14 protein-coding genes are annotated in these 13,248 nt (G+C 64.9%); 8 read left to right on the forward strand and 6 right to left on the reverse strand.

Features of this window, described 5'->3' with window-relative positions; genetic code table 11:
- Positions 1-145: 145 nt before the first annotated feature.
- Both sodB and xseA read right to left on the reverse strand, forming a co-directional pair.
- The gene (gene sodB / locus ACTJK6_RS15595) at positions 146-724 is read right to left on the reverse strand and encodes a superoxide dismutase [Fe] (RefSeq protein WP_433865149.1); all 579 of its coding nucleotides are present in this window, start codon (positions 722-724) and stop codon (positions 146-148) included.
- 147 nt (positions 725-871) lie between these two features.
- The gene (gene xseA, locus ACTJK6_RS15600; RefSeq protein WP_440839517.1) at positions 872-2,281 is read right to left on the reverse strand and encodes an exodeoxyribonuclease VII large subunit; all 1,410 of its coding nucleotides are present in this window, start codon (positions 2,279-2,281) and stop codon (positions 872-874) included.
- A 1,074-nt stretch (positions 2,282-3,355) separates the two neighbouring features.
- On the opposite strand from xseA, the gene ACTJK6_RS15605 reads away from it, so the two are divergent.
- From ACTJK6_RS15605 to ACTJK6_RS15635, 7 genes are all read left to right on the forward strand, one after another.
- A complete protein-coding gene (locus ACTJK6_RS15605; RefSeq protein ID WP_045202714.1) occupies positions 3,356-3,976 on the forward strand; it encodes a MotA/TolQ/ExbB proton channel family protein in 621 nt (206 codons plus the stop codon).
- Positions 3,977-4,004: 28 nt separating this feature from the next.
- Positions 4,005-4,433 carry an ExbD/TolR family protein gene (locus tag ACTJK6_RS15610; RefSeq protein WP_232040860.1) on the forward strand — a complete coding sequence of 143 codons (429 nt, stop codon included), beginning with the start codon at positions 4,005-4,007 and terminating at the stop codon, positions 4,431-4,433.
- Between the two features lie 30 nt (positions 4,434-4,463).
- Positions 4,464-5,513, forward strand: coding sequence for a tetraacyldisaccharide 4'-kinase (gene lpxK / locus ACTJK6_RS15615; RefSeq protein WP_316878691.1), 1,050 nt, complete (start codon positions 4,464-4,466; stop codon positions 5,511-5,513).
- Between the two features lie 69 nt (positions 5,514-5,582).
- Positions 5,583-5,771, forward strand: a complete 189-nt coding sequence (locus tag ACTJK6_RS15620; protein ID WP_316878690.1) for a Trm112 family protein — start codon at positions 5,583-5,585, stop codon at positions 5,769-5,771.
- A 16-nt stretch (positions 5,772-5,787) separates the two neighbouring features.
- Positions 5,788-6,594, forward strand: coding sequence for a 3-deoxy-manno-octulosonate cytidylyltransferase (kdsB, locus tag ACTJK6_RS15625; protein ID WP_232040862.1), 807 nt, complete (start codon positions 5,788-5,790; stop codon positions 6,592-6,594).
- Between the two features lie 346 nt (positions 6,595-6,940).
- Positions 6,941-7,609 carry an adenylate kinase gene (gene adk / locus ACTJK6_RS15630; protein WP_024974894.1) on the forward strand — a complete coding sequence of 223 codons (669 nt, stop codon included), beginning with the start codon at positions 6,941-6,943 and terminating at the stop codon, positions 7,607-7,609.
- A gap of 160 nt (positions 7,610-7,769) precedes the next feature.
- The gene (locus tag ACTJK6_RS15635; RefSeq protein WP_260771420.1) at positions 7,770-8,528 is read left to right on the forward strand and encodes a 3-hydroxyacyl-CoA dehydrogenase; all 759 of its coding nucleotides are present in this window, start codon (positions 7,770-7,772) and stop codon (positions 8,526-8,528) included.
- A gap of 14 nt (positions 8,529-8,542) precedes the next feature.
- On the opposite strand, the gene ACTJK6_RS15640 is transcribed toward ACTJK6_RS15635, so the two are convergent.
- A complete protein-coding gene (locus ACTJK6_RS15640) occupies positions 8,543-9,439 on the reverse strand; it encodes a LysR family transcriptional regulator (RefSeq protein WP_232040865.1) in 897 nt (298 codons plus the stop codon).
- A gap of 119 nt (positions 9,440-9,558) precedes the next feature.
- Here ACTJK6_RS15640 and ACTJK6_RS15645 point away from each other — a divergent pair, with 119 nt between their 5' ends.
- The gene (locus ACTJK6_RS15645) at positions 9,559-10,590 is read left to right on the forward strand and encodes a bile acid:sodium symporter family protein (RefSeq protein WP_260802073.1); all 1,032 of its coding nucleotides are present in this window, start codon (positions 9,559-9,561) and stop codon (positions 10,588-10,590) included.
- On the opposite strand, the gene ACTJK6_RS15650 is transcribed toward ACTJK6_RS15645, so the two are convergent.
- The 3 genes from ACTJK6_RS15650 to tsaE are packed head-to-tail and all read right to left on the reverse strand — an operon-like array spanning position 10,591 to position 13,235.
- Positions 10,591-11,136, reverse strand: a complete 546-nt coding sequence (locus ACTJK6_RS15650) for an N-acetyltransferase family protein (protein WP_440839518.1) — start codon at positions 11,134-11,136, stop codon at positions 10,591-10,593.
- Between the two features lie 3 nt (positions 11,137-11,139).
- Positions 11,140-12,663: an N-acetylmuramoyl-L-alanine amidase gene (locus tag ACTJK6_RS15655; protein ID WP_440839519.1), complete on the reverse strand. Its 1,524-nt coding sequence runs from the start codon at positions 12,661-12,663 to the stop codon at positions 11,140-11,142.
- Positions 12,657-13,235, reverse strand: coding sequence for a tRNA (adenosine(37)-N6)-threonylcarbamoyltransferase complex ATPase subunit type 1 TsaE (gene tsaE / locus ACTJK6_RS15660; protein ID WP_316870220.1), 579 nt, complete (start codon positions 13,233-13,235; stop codon positions 12,657-12,659). Before tsaE ends, ACTJK6_RS15655 begins: the two co-directional genes overlap by 7 nt.
- Positions 13,236-13,248 lie beyond the last annotated feature (13 nt).

Here is a 13,248-nt window from a genome sequence, read left to right on the forward strand (position 1 = left end):
TCTCACGATCAAAAGAAAAGGCCCTCTGCAAGCAGAGGGCCTTGATCTAATTGCGCTTTCCGGACTTTAGCGCCACAACACGTTCGAATTTTCCAAACTATTACGCCATTTTCCGAACTAATTTGTCACGCTACAGCGATTCGCCTTAGGCGAAGTTCTTGGCAACGAAGTCCCAGTTGACCAGGTTCCAGAACGCCTCGACGTACTTCGGACGGGCGTTGCGGTAGTCGATGTAGTAGGCGTGTTCCCACACGTCGCAGGTCAGCAGCGGCTTGGCGTCGGTCGTCAGCGGCGTGGCGGCGTTCGAGGTCGACACCAGATCCAGCGAGCCGTCGGCCTTCTTCACCAGCCAGGCCCAGCCCGAACCGAAGGTGCCGATGGCCGTCTTCGTGAACTCTTCCTTGAACTTGTCGAAGCTGCCCCACTTGGCGGTGATGGCGTCAGCCAGCGCGCCGGTCGGAGCGCCGCCGCCTTGCGGCTTCAGGCCGTTCCAGTAGAACGTGTGGTTCCAGACCTGTGCGGCGTTGTTGAACACACCGCCCGAGGACTTCTTGACGATGTCTTCGAGGCTCAGGTTCTCGAACTCGGTGCCCTTGATCAGGTTGTTCAGATTCGTGACGTAGGTCTGGTGGTGCTTGCCGTAGTGGAACTCCAGCGTTTCCTTGGAGATGTGCGGCGCCAGAGCGTCTTGGGCGTACGGCAGCGGGGGGAGCGTGTGTTCCATTGTTCTTGCCTTCTGTGGGTTGTACAGGTTGGGAGCGACGATTGTAGGAGACTTGCAAAACCGGCGCAAACCGCATGCCAAATAGTGGGAATACCCGCTAAACGCGTGCGGAATCGCGATCGTTGCCGCGATAAGGTCATGCGCTGGTCACAGTTCGAGCTTCGGTTGCACGCGGGCGATTTCGATGTCGGCCGTACCGTGCGCCAGCCGCGCCTCGATACGTGCCCGGGCATGCAGGGCGTTCGGATCACGGATGGCATGGCCTTTGGCATCGAGCAGCACCGCATAACCGCGCTCCAGCGTGCGCTGCGGCGCCAGCAGTTCCAGCCCGCTGTGCTGACGTGCCAGGCGCTCCTGCGCGCGAGCCAGCCTGTCTCGCATGACGCGTGCCAGCGTCGCTTCGGCTTGCTGCAGGCGCGTGCGCTCTCGCGTGGCGTCGGGGCGGGCTGCGGCCAGGCGCATCGTCAGCAGACGCTGCTGGTGTTCCGCGCGCTGCACGCGGCCTGTCAGGGCGAAGCGCAGGCGGCCTTCGAGATGAGCGAGCTGCGTGCGGCGTTCGCGCATCTGCGCCTGCGGGCTGCGCAGGCGGCGCGCGAGCCAATCGACAGTCTGCGCGCGGCGATCGAGTTGCCGGCGGAACTGTGCGGACAGCGCATCCCAGTCGCGGCCCACATCGCGCAGCATGCGAGCGCGATCGGGGCTGACGAGTTCGGCGGCCGCAGTCGGCGTGGGCGCCCGCACGTCGGCCACAAAGTCGACGATGGTCACATCCGTCTCATGCCCAACGCCCGCCACAATGGGAATTTTCGATGCGGCCACGGCGCGTGCCACCGGCTCTTCGTTGAAGGCCCAAAGATCTTCAATGCTGCCGCCGCCCCGGCACAAGATGACAACGTCGACCTCTGCCCGGGCATTGACCCGTTCCAGCATGGCCGCGATGCGCTCTGACGCCCCGGCGCCCTGCACCGGCACGGGATACACCACCACCTGCACGTGCGGCGCGCGCCGGCGCAGCGTGGTCAGCACGTCGCGCAAGGCCGCCGCCTGCAGCGACGTCACCACGCCAATCGCACGCGGATGCCGCGGCAGGGGCCGTTTGCGGCCGGCATCGAACAAGCCTTGCGCCTCCAGCGCGGCCTTCAGCCGCAGGAAAGCCTCGTACAGATTGCCCAAGCCGGCCCGACGGATGGCTTCGACGCTCAATTGCAGCTCGCCGCGCGCTTCGTACAGCGTGACCAGCGCGCGCACCTCGACGGCCTCGCCTTCGCGCGGGGTGAAATCGGCGTACTGGTTGCGGCCCTTGAACATCACGCAGCGGATCTGCGCGCCTGCGTCCTTGAGCGAAAAATACCAATGGCCGCTGGCCGCGCGCGTGAAGTTCGAAATCTCACCGCGCACCCATCCCAGCGGAAAGTTGCGTTCAAGCAGCCCCGCAATACGGCGGTTGACGTCGCTGACGGTCAGCACATCCTGCGAGCCCCGAGTCGGTGCAGACGCAGCGACTGGTGCGGCCGCCATCTCAGGTGTGGATGCGGGCGTGGGTGCGGTGGCATCCATCCAGAATGGGCGGCGGGAAGACGGCGGAGGGGTCATAAGTGGTGCAGGGAGCGCAAAACGATGAGGCTTCGGGGAGACTTCTACCTTGAATAGGGGAGGCAACCGACGCTGGGTGGGCTACCTGTCCACAGCATAACTTCCTTGTCAAGCTTGACAGCGGGCGGGTGACTCGCTCTCTGCATTTTGACGCAACCTGTTGATTCTTATGAAAAATCCACCCATGTCAAAATTTCAGCAGCGCAAGTAATTTCGTTCTGCGTCAAGCATTTAGCGGCGGCGCCCCAAGGATGTTCACAAAGTTATCCACAGCGGCGCTGGAAAACCACGATGTGACGCCTGGGCAGTGGATAAATCGGCCGTCGATTCTCACACGTTCGCGGCGGGTATCCCCATTTTTTCGCGCGAATGCCCGCTGCACAATTTTTAGGCGCCCCACCGAACGCCCTTTTGAATCAGTCACTTAAGGTGCTTGTCCGGGCAATGTCCACAACCCGTCCACAGGACTGTCCCGCGCCGGTGTGGATTTCCTTGCGCTTTTTCGAGGCACAGCCTCGTTCTTCTCCAAATCCGCGCCAAAACCCTGGCTGCCTCATTTTTAAGCACACCATTGGACTTCCTTTCAGATCAAGCACTTAGCGTGCTTGTTGAGGCAATGTCCACAACCCATCCACACAACTGTCCCGCAGCGATGTGGATTACTCGCCGTTTTACCGGGTCCGTGGGCGTTTGCTCACGGAGTGGCCACCGAATTGCCGCTTGCACATTTTTTAAGCACGACACCGAACTCCCTTTCGCATCAAGCACTTAGTTTGCTTGTTCGGGCAATGTCCACAACCCGTCCACAAGACTGTCCCGCGCGGCTGTGGATTGTGCGGTCAGCATCTTTCGTGACAGCGCGTTGACCATCGTCTGCGCCTGTCGCGATGCTGCGCCATCGTGTTGCCGTGGCAGGTCCGACGCGCTAGAGTGCTGCCTGTTTTTGCCGCAACGGACAGCGTTCGGGGACGCGGACGGCATAAGCAGCAAACCAGAACAGAATCACACTCCTTCTACAACGACAAAACGGGTTGTCCAGTGTTTTCCATCATTCAAGCCGCCGGCTGGCCGATCTGGCCGCTGTTGATCGCCTCGGTGCTCGCGCTCGCGCTCATCATCGAACGCTTCGTCGCCCTGCAACGCAAGAAGATCATTCCGCCCAAGGTGTATGACGAGGCGCTGGCCGTCGCGCATCAGCGCCGTGCCACGCCAGAAGTGGTGAACACGCTGGAACAGGGCTCGCCGCTGGGCCGGCTGCTGGCCGCAGCGCTGCGCCACGTGGTGCTGCATCCGAACACCACGCGCGATGCCGCCAAGGAAGTGGTGGAAGAAGCCGGCCAGAATGTTGCCCACCGCCTGGAGCGCTATCTGAACGCGCTCGGCACGATTGCCTCGGTGGCGCCCCTGATGGGCCTGTTCGGCACGGTGGTCGGCATGATCGAGATCTTCGGCAGCCAGACCGCCGCGGGCACGAACCCGCAGGCGCTGGCGCACGGCATCTCGGTCGCGCTGTACAACACCGCGCTGGGCCTCGTGGTGGCCATCCCGACACTGATCTTCTGGCGCTACTTCCGTGGCGTGGTGGATAACTACGTGGTCGAGCTGGAGCATCTCTCGACCACGTACCTTGACGCGATCCTGCCGCCGCGGCGCGGTTGATCCGGGCAACGCCCTACTGGAAACAGCCATGCGCTTCCGCCCGCGCCGTGCCCGCGAAGAGCCGGAGATCAACCTGATCCCGCTGATCGACGTGCTGCTCGTGATCCTCATTTTCCTGATGATCACGACCACGTATTCCCGCTACACCGAACTCAAGGTCAACCTGCCTACCGCCGAGGCTGAAAAAGCCACCGAGCGCCCGGGCCAGATCGTTGTGTCCGTCACGGCCAACGGCGTCTACTCTGTCGACAAGCAAGTGCTCGACACGCGCGACGTCACCAGCCTGGCCGACGCCCTGCGCAATGCCGCGGGCAAGACCGGGGGCCCGGAGCCCATCGTCATCGTCAACGCCGATGCGCAAGCCGCGCACCAGGCGGTGGTGAATGTCATGGAAGCCGCGCGGGTGGCCGGTCTGTCGCACCTGACCTTCGCCACGCAAACCGGCAACGCCCGCTGAGAGACCGTCTCTAAACCACAATCACACCGCATGCCCGTCGCCCAGCACCGCCTCGCCAGCTTCGTCACCCGCCAATGGCAGCAACGCGGCTGGTTTGCTTGGGTGATGTGGCCGCTGTCTTGGCTGTTTGGTGCGGTGAGCGCGCTGCGCCGGCTGCTGTTTCGCACCGGCGTGCTGCGCTCGGTGCGGCTGCCGATGCCGGTGGTGGTGATCGGCAACGTGACGGTGGGCGGGGCCGGCAAGACGCCCGCCGTGATTGCGTTGGCGTCGGCACTGGCTGAAGCCGGCCTGCGGCCGGGCATCGTCTCGCGCGGCTACGGTGCGCAACTGAAGCATCCGCGCCCTGTGCGCGAACACTCCCGCGCAGAAGACGTCGGCGATGAACCGCTCTTGATCGCGCGTGCCACCGATCTGCCAGTGTGGGTCTTTCCCGATCGCGTGCTGTGCGCGCAGACGCTGCTGGCCTCGCACCCGGGCTGCAACGTGATCGTCTGCGACGACGGCCTGCAGCACTATCGCTTGCGCCGCGATATCGAAATCATCGTGTTCGACACGCGCATGGGCGGCAACGGCTTCCTGCTGCCCGCCGGCCCGCTGCGCGAGCCGATGGCGCGCCGCCGTGACGCCACGCTCATCAACGACCCGAACTACCGCGCCACGCCCGACCGCCCGAACGTCTTTGGCATGCACCTCGAACTGCAGGACGCGTACAACCTGGCCGACCCGGCGCTGCGCCGCCCGCTCGCCCAGTTCGCACGCATCGAAGGCGGACAATTGCTTGCCGCGGCCGGCATCGGCAACCCCGAGCGGTTCTTCGCCTCGCTACGGGCCGCCGGCCTCAAGCCGAGCACGCTGCCGCTGCCCGATCACTACGATTTCGCCGACAGCCCCTTCACCGACAGCCACGCCGAGGTCATCCTGATCACCGAAAAGGATGCCGTAAAATGCGGCCATCTCGACGACCCGCGCATCTGGGTGGTGCCGACCACACCGGTGGTCGACCCGGCGCTGGTCGAACAGGTCTGCCAGCGCGTACGCGCCCTGGCCGATCGCGCAACGCTCAAGGCAAGCGCACAATAACGCCACCCCATCCGCTGTACCGGCGCGCCGCCCTACCGTTTGGGCGGCCGCCACGGAGCCTCTACCGCCATGGACAATCGCCTGCTGGAAATCCTCGTCTGCCCGTTGTGCAAGGGCACGCTGCAACACGACCGCACCAACAACGAACTGATCTGCCACGTCGACAAGCTGGCCTACCCGATCCGCGACGGCATCCCGGTCATGCTGGCCGATGAAGCGCGCCAGACTGTGGAAGGCACGCCGGTCGATCCGGCCTGATACGAGGGTCGCCGCCATGTCGCACGCGCCGTTCATCGCTGTCATTCCCGCGCGGCTGGCGTCCACGCGGCTGCCCAACAAACCGCTGGCCGACATCGACGGCAAGCCGATGGTGGTGCGCGTGGCTGAACGCGCGCATCAGTCGTCTGCCGCGCGCGTGGTGGTCGCCACCGATGCAGCGTCGGTCGCCGATGCCTGCATGCAGCATCACGTGGAAGCCGTGCTCACGCGCGCCGACCACGCCTCTGGCACCGACCGTCTGGCCGAAGTGGCCACCGTGCTGGGCCTGCCCGATGACGCCATCGTCGTCAATGTGCAAGGCGACGAACCGCTGATCGCACCGACGCTGATCGACAACGTGGCTGCGCACCTGCGCGACCACCCCGACTGCGCCATCGCCACCGCTGCCCACCCGATCCATGACCCGGCCGACGTGTTCAATCCGAATGTCGTCAAGGTCGTGCTCGACGCTGCTGAACGCGCACTGTTGTTCTCGCGCGCGCCGCTGCCCTGGGCGCGCGACACCTGGACGCCCGCGGTCATGGCGCGGTCCGTTGCTGAGCGCCCGCTGCCAGCCATGCCCGTGCTGCGCCATATCGGCATCTACGCGTACCGCGCCGGATTCCTGCGCCGCTTCCCGCAATTGGCCGCTGCCCCCATCGAACAAACCGAGCAGTTGGAGCAGCTACGCGCCATGTGGCACGGTGAGCGCATTGCCGTGCTGACCACGAATGACGCCCCCGCGGCCGGTGTCGACACCCCCGAAGACCTCGCCCGAGTGCGCACTGCCTGGGCCGAACTGCTGACCCAGGACGGCCCCTGAAGCCGCGATTTCTCTGAACTTTGCGCGTGGGGCTGCCAAAACCCCGGCCCCGCCATGGCATAATCGCGAGGACGACAAGCCGCATGACGGCGCCCACGCAGGCGCCACAGCGGCGACAGGGAGACAAATCGAGCCATGGGTGCCGCCGTCCGGCGGACGCCTGATTCCCCAGAGTCCGGTAAGGCTGGCGTCAACTTCGCCCGCTAGGCTGCCTGTTTGCGTCGATTGCGTCGCCATGGCTTGATCACCAGGCGTATTGGGAATCCGCCCTCTCGGACCGATTCCCAACGCGCTTCAAACAGCCTGACAGCGCGACAAGATTCGAAAACTTGAGGAACTCGTCACCATGCGGTTGATTCTGTTGGGCGCGCCCGGCGCCGGCAAAGGTACGCAAGCCAAATTCATCTGCGAAAAGTTCGGCATTCCGCAGATTTCCACCGGCGACATGCTGCGCGCGGCCGTCAAGGCCGGTACCCCGCTGGGTATCGAAGCGAAGAAGGTGATGGATGCCGGCGGCCTGGTGTCGGATGACATCATCATCGGCCTCGTAAAAGACCGCCTGCAGCAACCTGACTGCAAGAACGGCTACCTGTTCGACGGCTTCCCGCGCACCATTCCGCAAGCGGAAGCCATGAAAGATGCCGCCGTGGCAATCGACTACGTGCTGGAAATCGACGTACCGTTCGACGCCATCATCGAGCGCATGAGCGGTCGCCGGGTGCACGTGGCATCGGGCCGCACGTACCACATCAAGTACAACCCGCCCAAGACCGAAGGCGTGGACGACGAAACCGGCGAAGCGCTGATCCAGCGCGACGACGACAAGGAAGAGACCGTGCGCAAGCGCCTGGACGTGTACGAGAACCAGACGCGTCCGCTGGTGGACTACTACTCGCAGTGGGCGGCGAACGGCAATGGCGCCGCGAAGGTCGCGCCGCCGAAATACCGCAAGATCAGCGGCGTGGGCAACGTCGACGAGATTACCGCCCGCGTATTCGGCGCCCTGCAAGACTGAGCGCCTTCCCGCCCCGACCCGCTGACGAAAAGCGGCGCCTCCTGACGAGGCGCCTTTTTTTTTGCGCGATCACCAGTGGCTTCGCGATACCATATGACGCTGAACTTGACGCGAACGTAAACGTCAAGTAACTCGCAAACCACAACCAAGGAGACACGGCATGGAGATTCGCGATCAGGTATTCATCGTCACCGGCGGCGCGTCGGGACTGGGCGCAGGTACGGCGCGCACGTTGGCGGAGGCCGGCGGCAAGGTGGTGATTGCAGACCTGAACGAGGCCGCTGGCACCGCGCTGGCGCAGGAGCTGGGCGGCCGTTTCGTGCGCTGCGACGTCACGTCCGAAGCGGACGGACAAGCCGTTGTGGAGGCTGCCACATCGCTGGGCACGCTGCGCGGGCTGGTGAACTGCGCGGGCATTGCCACGGCGTCGCGTACGGTGGGCAAGACGGGGCCGCATCCGCTTGACCAGTTTGCACGCGTGATCAACATCAATCTGATCGGCACGTTCAACATGATCCGCCTGGCCGCAACCGCCATGGCCGGTAACACGCCAAACGCGGGGGGCGAGCGCGGCGTGATCATCAACACGGCATCGGTGGCAGCGTTTGACGGGCAGATTGGCCAAGCGGCCTACGCGGCGTCCAAGGGCGGCGTGGTGGCGATGACGCTGGCGATTGCACGCGACCTGTCGCGCGACGGCATCCGCGTGATGACGATTGCGCCGGGCATCTTCGAAACGCCGATGCTGCTGGGCATGCCGCAGGAAGTGCAGGACGCGCTGGGCAAGATGGTGCCGTTCCCGCCGCGCCTCGGTAAGCCGGCGGAGTATGCGCAGCTCGCTCGCGCGATCGTCGAGAACCCGATGCTCAATGGCGAAACCATCCGCCTGGATGGCGCCATCCGCATGCAGCCGAAATAAGCGCGGCGGTCAGGTCACGAGGTGGCTGGCAGCGCCATCCGGCGAATCATCTGCCACGCCGCCTCGGCCGCCGGCGAGAGCGAGCGATCCTGCCGACGCGCCAGCACAATGGCGCGCGTCTCCTTTGGCGACAGCGGCACCGCCACCAAGGGCGACGAAGACGGCAGCGGCAACGACAGCGACGGCACCACGCCCGCGCCGATACCCGCTTCCACCATGCCAAACACAGCGCTGCTGTGGCCCATCTCCTGCGCAACGTCAGGTTGAACGCCGTGGCGCAGGAAGATGCGGTCGATGAGCGGGCGGCTGCCCGAAGCGTGGTCGAGCAGGACGACCGCCGTGCGATGCAGATCTTTCCAGCGCACGCTGCTGCGTTGCGCGAATGGGTGATCCTTGCGACAGACGAGGCAGAACGGATCGATCAGCAGCGGCTCGGTCCATAGGCCTTCGGTATCGAGCGGTTCTACCACCACACCGAAATCTGCTCCACCTGTGCGGATCAATTGCAGCGTGTCGACCTGCACGGAGTCCCGCACGATCATGCGGATATCCGGATAGCGCACCGCGCACTCGGCCACGTAGACCGGCATCAATCGGGTCGACACCGTGGGGCTGGACGCCACCACCACGCGCCCGCGCCGCTGCTCGCCCACCTGGCGCGCCTGTTGCAACGTGTCGTCCAGGTCGGCGACGAGGCGGTCAAGCGCCGTCGCCAGCGAGCGCCCCACTTCCGTCAGCACGACTTCGCGGGTGGTGCGATCGAGCAGCTTCAGGCCTAGTTCGCCTTCCAGCTCCGAGATCGAGCGACTCACGGCCGGCTGCGTGAGGCCGATGGTGTCGCCCGCGCGACTGAAGCTGTGCGCACGTGCCACCGCAAGAAAGACGCGCAATTGGCGCAGGGTCACATTCATGCTGACTGCGTATGAATTGATTCGATCAATGCATTTGTATTCTAGATAGGGATGTTGTGCAATAGCGCCTATCCCGCCATCCAACCCGCGCCGCCACGTAACGGTGACTGCGCATGCACATGAAGATTCCGCTTTTGTCTCCGTTGTTGTCCCATATCGATGGGTTCATTCGCGCCATGCTGGTGATGGTCGCGCTCGCCCTCTTCTTCCCGGCGCTTGGCGCGAGCGACGGTCCGTTGCGGCTCGACATTGTCACCATCGTCGGCGTATCGCTGGTGTTCTTCCTGCACGGCGCGGCGCTCTCGCGCGAGAAGATCGTCGAAGGCGCGCGCAACTGGCGCCTGCATCTGTTCGTGCAAAGCTGCACATTCATCCTGTTTCCGCTGATCGGCGCGGTCATCCTGTTTGTGTGCAAAGCGTTCATTCCGGCAGAGCTGCTGCTGGGCGTGTTCTATCTGTGCGCGCTGCCGTCCACGGTGTCGTCGTCGGTGGCGATGACGGCCATGGCCAAGGGCAACGTGCCGGCCGCCATCTTCAACGCGACCATCTCGGGCCTGATCGGCATGATCGCCACGCCGCTGCTGATGAGCTTCGTGATCCAGGCCTCGGGCGCGGACCTGTCGGTCGGCAAGGCGCTGCTTGGCGTGGCCGAGCAACTGCTGCTGCCGTTCGTGCTGGGGCAGTTGCTGCGCCCGGTGCTCGGCGGCTTCATCAACAAACACAAGCCGATCATCAACAAGGTCGACCGCGCGGTCATCCTGCTGATCGTGTTCAACTCGTTTGCCGATTCGACGCACGCAGGCGTGTGGTCGAAGTATCCGTGGGAGACCATCGTGGCGGTGGCCGTCATGAGTGGTGCACTGTTGTTCGTCGTGCTGGGTGCGACGACGTGGCTGTCGCGGCGCGCGGGCTTCAACCTGGCCGACGAGATCACCGCCGTGTTCTGCGGCTCGAAGAAGAGCCTGGCGAACGGGGTGCCGATGGCGAAGATTCTGTTTGCCGGCAACCCCGCGCTCGGCCTCATCGTGCTGCCGCTGATGATCTATCACCAGTTGCAGTTGATCGTGTGCTCGACGCTGGCGCGCAGGTATGCAGATCGCGTTGCCCGCGCGGAGACTGGCGCCAGCGCCCCGGCCAGCCGCCCGGCTTGATCAGCGCAAGCCCATCAGACCCGGAAGTTCGGCTTCAGGCCAGTGGTAGGTGCGCACCCAAGCGTGCCCGCCATCGGCCGTCTCCAGCCAATCCCGGCTGACCGACACACCGCCCAGGGCTTCGTAGAAGCCGATCGCGGCAGTGTTCGCCTCGTACACCAGCAGATGCAACTGCGTGATGCCCTGAGCTGCGGCCCAGCGCGCCGCTTCGCCCATCAGGCGCTTGCCGACGCCATGGCCACGTGAAGCCGGCAACAAATGCAGGTTGTCGACGAGCGCGCCCCACGGCGTGCCGTCTTCACGCAGAGCGCAGAGAAAACCGATGGTCTCGCCGTCCAGATCGGCACACCACACGCACTGTCCGGCCGCGGGCGTAGTCAAGCGCTCACGCCACTTGGCGTGCATCTCTGCGTTGGCCACACCGTCGAGATACGCGTCGGACAGGATGCCGAGCCCGCGATACGCGCTCTGCCAGCTTTGCGTGTGGATGTCGGCGATGGTGCTGGCGTCAGACGCCCCGCCGTCGCGCAATACAACCGTTGTCATGCGTCAGACGCCCGGGTTGCGCGACAACGGCGGATTCTTGGCGAAGTACGCCCGAATGCCGCGCAGGATGGCGTCGGCAAGCTGGTTCTGGTGGCCCAGGTCGTTGAGCTTGGCTTCTTCTTCCGGATTGGAGATGAAGGCGGTCTCGACCAGGATGGATGGAATGTCCGGCGCCTTGAGCACCGCAAACCCCGCCTGCTCGACCTGCCCCTTGTGCAGCCGGTTGATGCCGCCGATCTGGTCCAGCACCGCCTTGCCGACCTTCATGCTGTCGGTGATTTGCGCGGTGGTCGACAAGTCCAGCAGCACGCGCGTGACCTGCGCGTCTTTCGAGCCGAGATTCGCCCCGCCGATCATGTCAGCCGCGTTTTCCTTGTTGGCGAGCCACTTGGCCTGCGCGCTCGAAGCGCCGCGATCGGACAGCACGAACACCGATGCCCCGCGCGCCTCCGGTGAAAGAAACGCATCGGCATGAATGGAGACGAACAGATCCGCCTGCACGCGGCGCGCCTTCTGCACGCGCACGCCCAGCGGGACGAAGTAGTCGGAATCGCGCGTCATCATGGCGCGCATGTTGGGCTGGGCGTCGATCTTGGCCTTGAGCATGCGGGCAATCGACAGCACCACATCTTTCTCGTGCGTGCCGGCACCGCCCGTGGCGCCCGGGTCTTCGCCGCCATGGCCGGGGTCGATAGCGACCGTCAGCAGCCGGCGCATGCGCGGGCCGTTCGACGGCGCGCGCGGCACGGGTTGCTCGGGAATGATCTCCAGTGGCGGCGTGTTCGGCGCGTTGGCAAGCGTCGACGGAGGATTCGTAGACGCTGCGGGTGGCGCCTTGCGCGGCGGCGTGCGGCTGGCAAGCGCCGGGGGGTGCGGCTCTTCGATCGGCGGCTTGGTTGGGCTGCCACCGCTGCTGCGGCGTGCCAGCGCGGCGATGGGGTCGTCGTCATCCGACGGCTCCGGCATCGGCGTGCCGCCTGACGCAGCAAAACGCTCCTGCTTGCCCTCGGTGGCCTGCACGAGCTGCATCAGCGGGTCGGGCGGGTTGGTCGGGTACAGATCGAACACGAGCCGGTTGCGATAGCCCGCAATCGGCAGCAGCGTGAACACCTGCGGGTTGACGCTTTCCTTCAGGTCAAACACCAGGCGCACGACGCTCGGCCGGTTCTGGCCTACGCGCACCTGGCGGATGTACGGATCGTTCGGCGCGATCTTGGCAACCAGCTCGCGCAACGTCGGGTTCAGGTCCAGCCCGTCGATGTCGACCATCAGGCGATCTGGGTCCTTGATGAGCTGATGCGTGGCCTTGAGCGCGACGTCGGATTCGATCGTCACGCGCGTGTAGTCCTCGGCGGGCCACACGCGCACGGCGACGATGTTGGCGCCGCGCGCAATCTGCGGGCCCACCAGGCTCAGGATGACCGTGCCTGCGCCGGCCTTCGCCATGCGCGTGAGCCATTGGCGGCGGGCCTGGCTCGGCAGGTTGGGATCATCCGGTTGGTCGGTCGGCAGATGCTTGATCAGCATGGGAACAGGTGTTGCAACGACTGTAGAAGTTGAAGGCCGGTCTGCGTGCGTGCGCTCAGACGTGCAAGGCGCGGTGCATGCTCAACGCCGTCATCGTAGGTTTCGTGCACAACGTCGACCGATAAAGCGATGTGCAGATCGGGCGTGCCGAGCAGCGCCTGGGCTTTCTCGGGCCACTCGACCAGGCACAGCGCAGGTTCAGCAAAGCAATCGCGGAACCCGGCATCAGTCCATTCTTCGGGATCGGCAAAGCGGTACAGGTCGAAGTGATAGACCTTTTGCGTGCCCGTAGTTCCGGCAACGTCGTACGGCTCGACCAGCGTATAGGTGGGGCTGCGCACGCGCCCGGTGTGTCCGAGGCCGCGCAGGATGGCGCGCGAGAGCGTCGTCTTGCCCGCGCCCAGATCGCCCGAGAGTTGCACCTGCACGGGCCGCGGACCGAGTGCCAGCACGGCCTGCGCGAGCGCCGCGCCAAAAGCCAACGTGGCCGCTTCATCGACAAGCGAAAGCGTGCGCTCGGCGAGCGGAGGGGTCAGACCAGAAGGCGCGTCAGCAGGGAGCACGGTGGGCATTGCGTACAATTTG

This window comes from Ralstonia sp. 22086 (assembly GCF_052045975.1).
Taxonomy (GTDB): domain Bacteria; phylum Pseudomonadota; class Gammaproteobacteria; order Burkholderiales; family Burkholderiaceae; genus Ralstonia; species Ralstonia wenshanensis.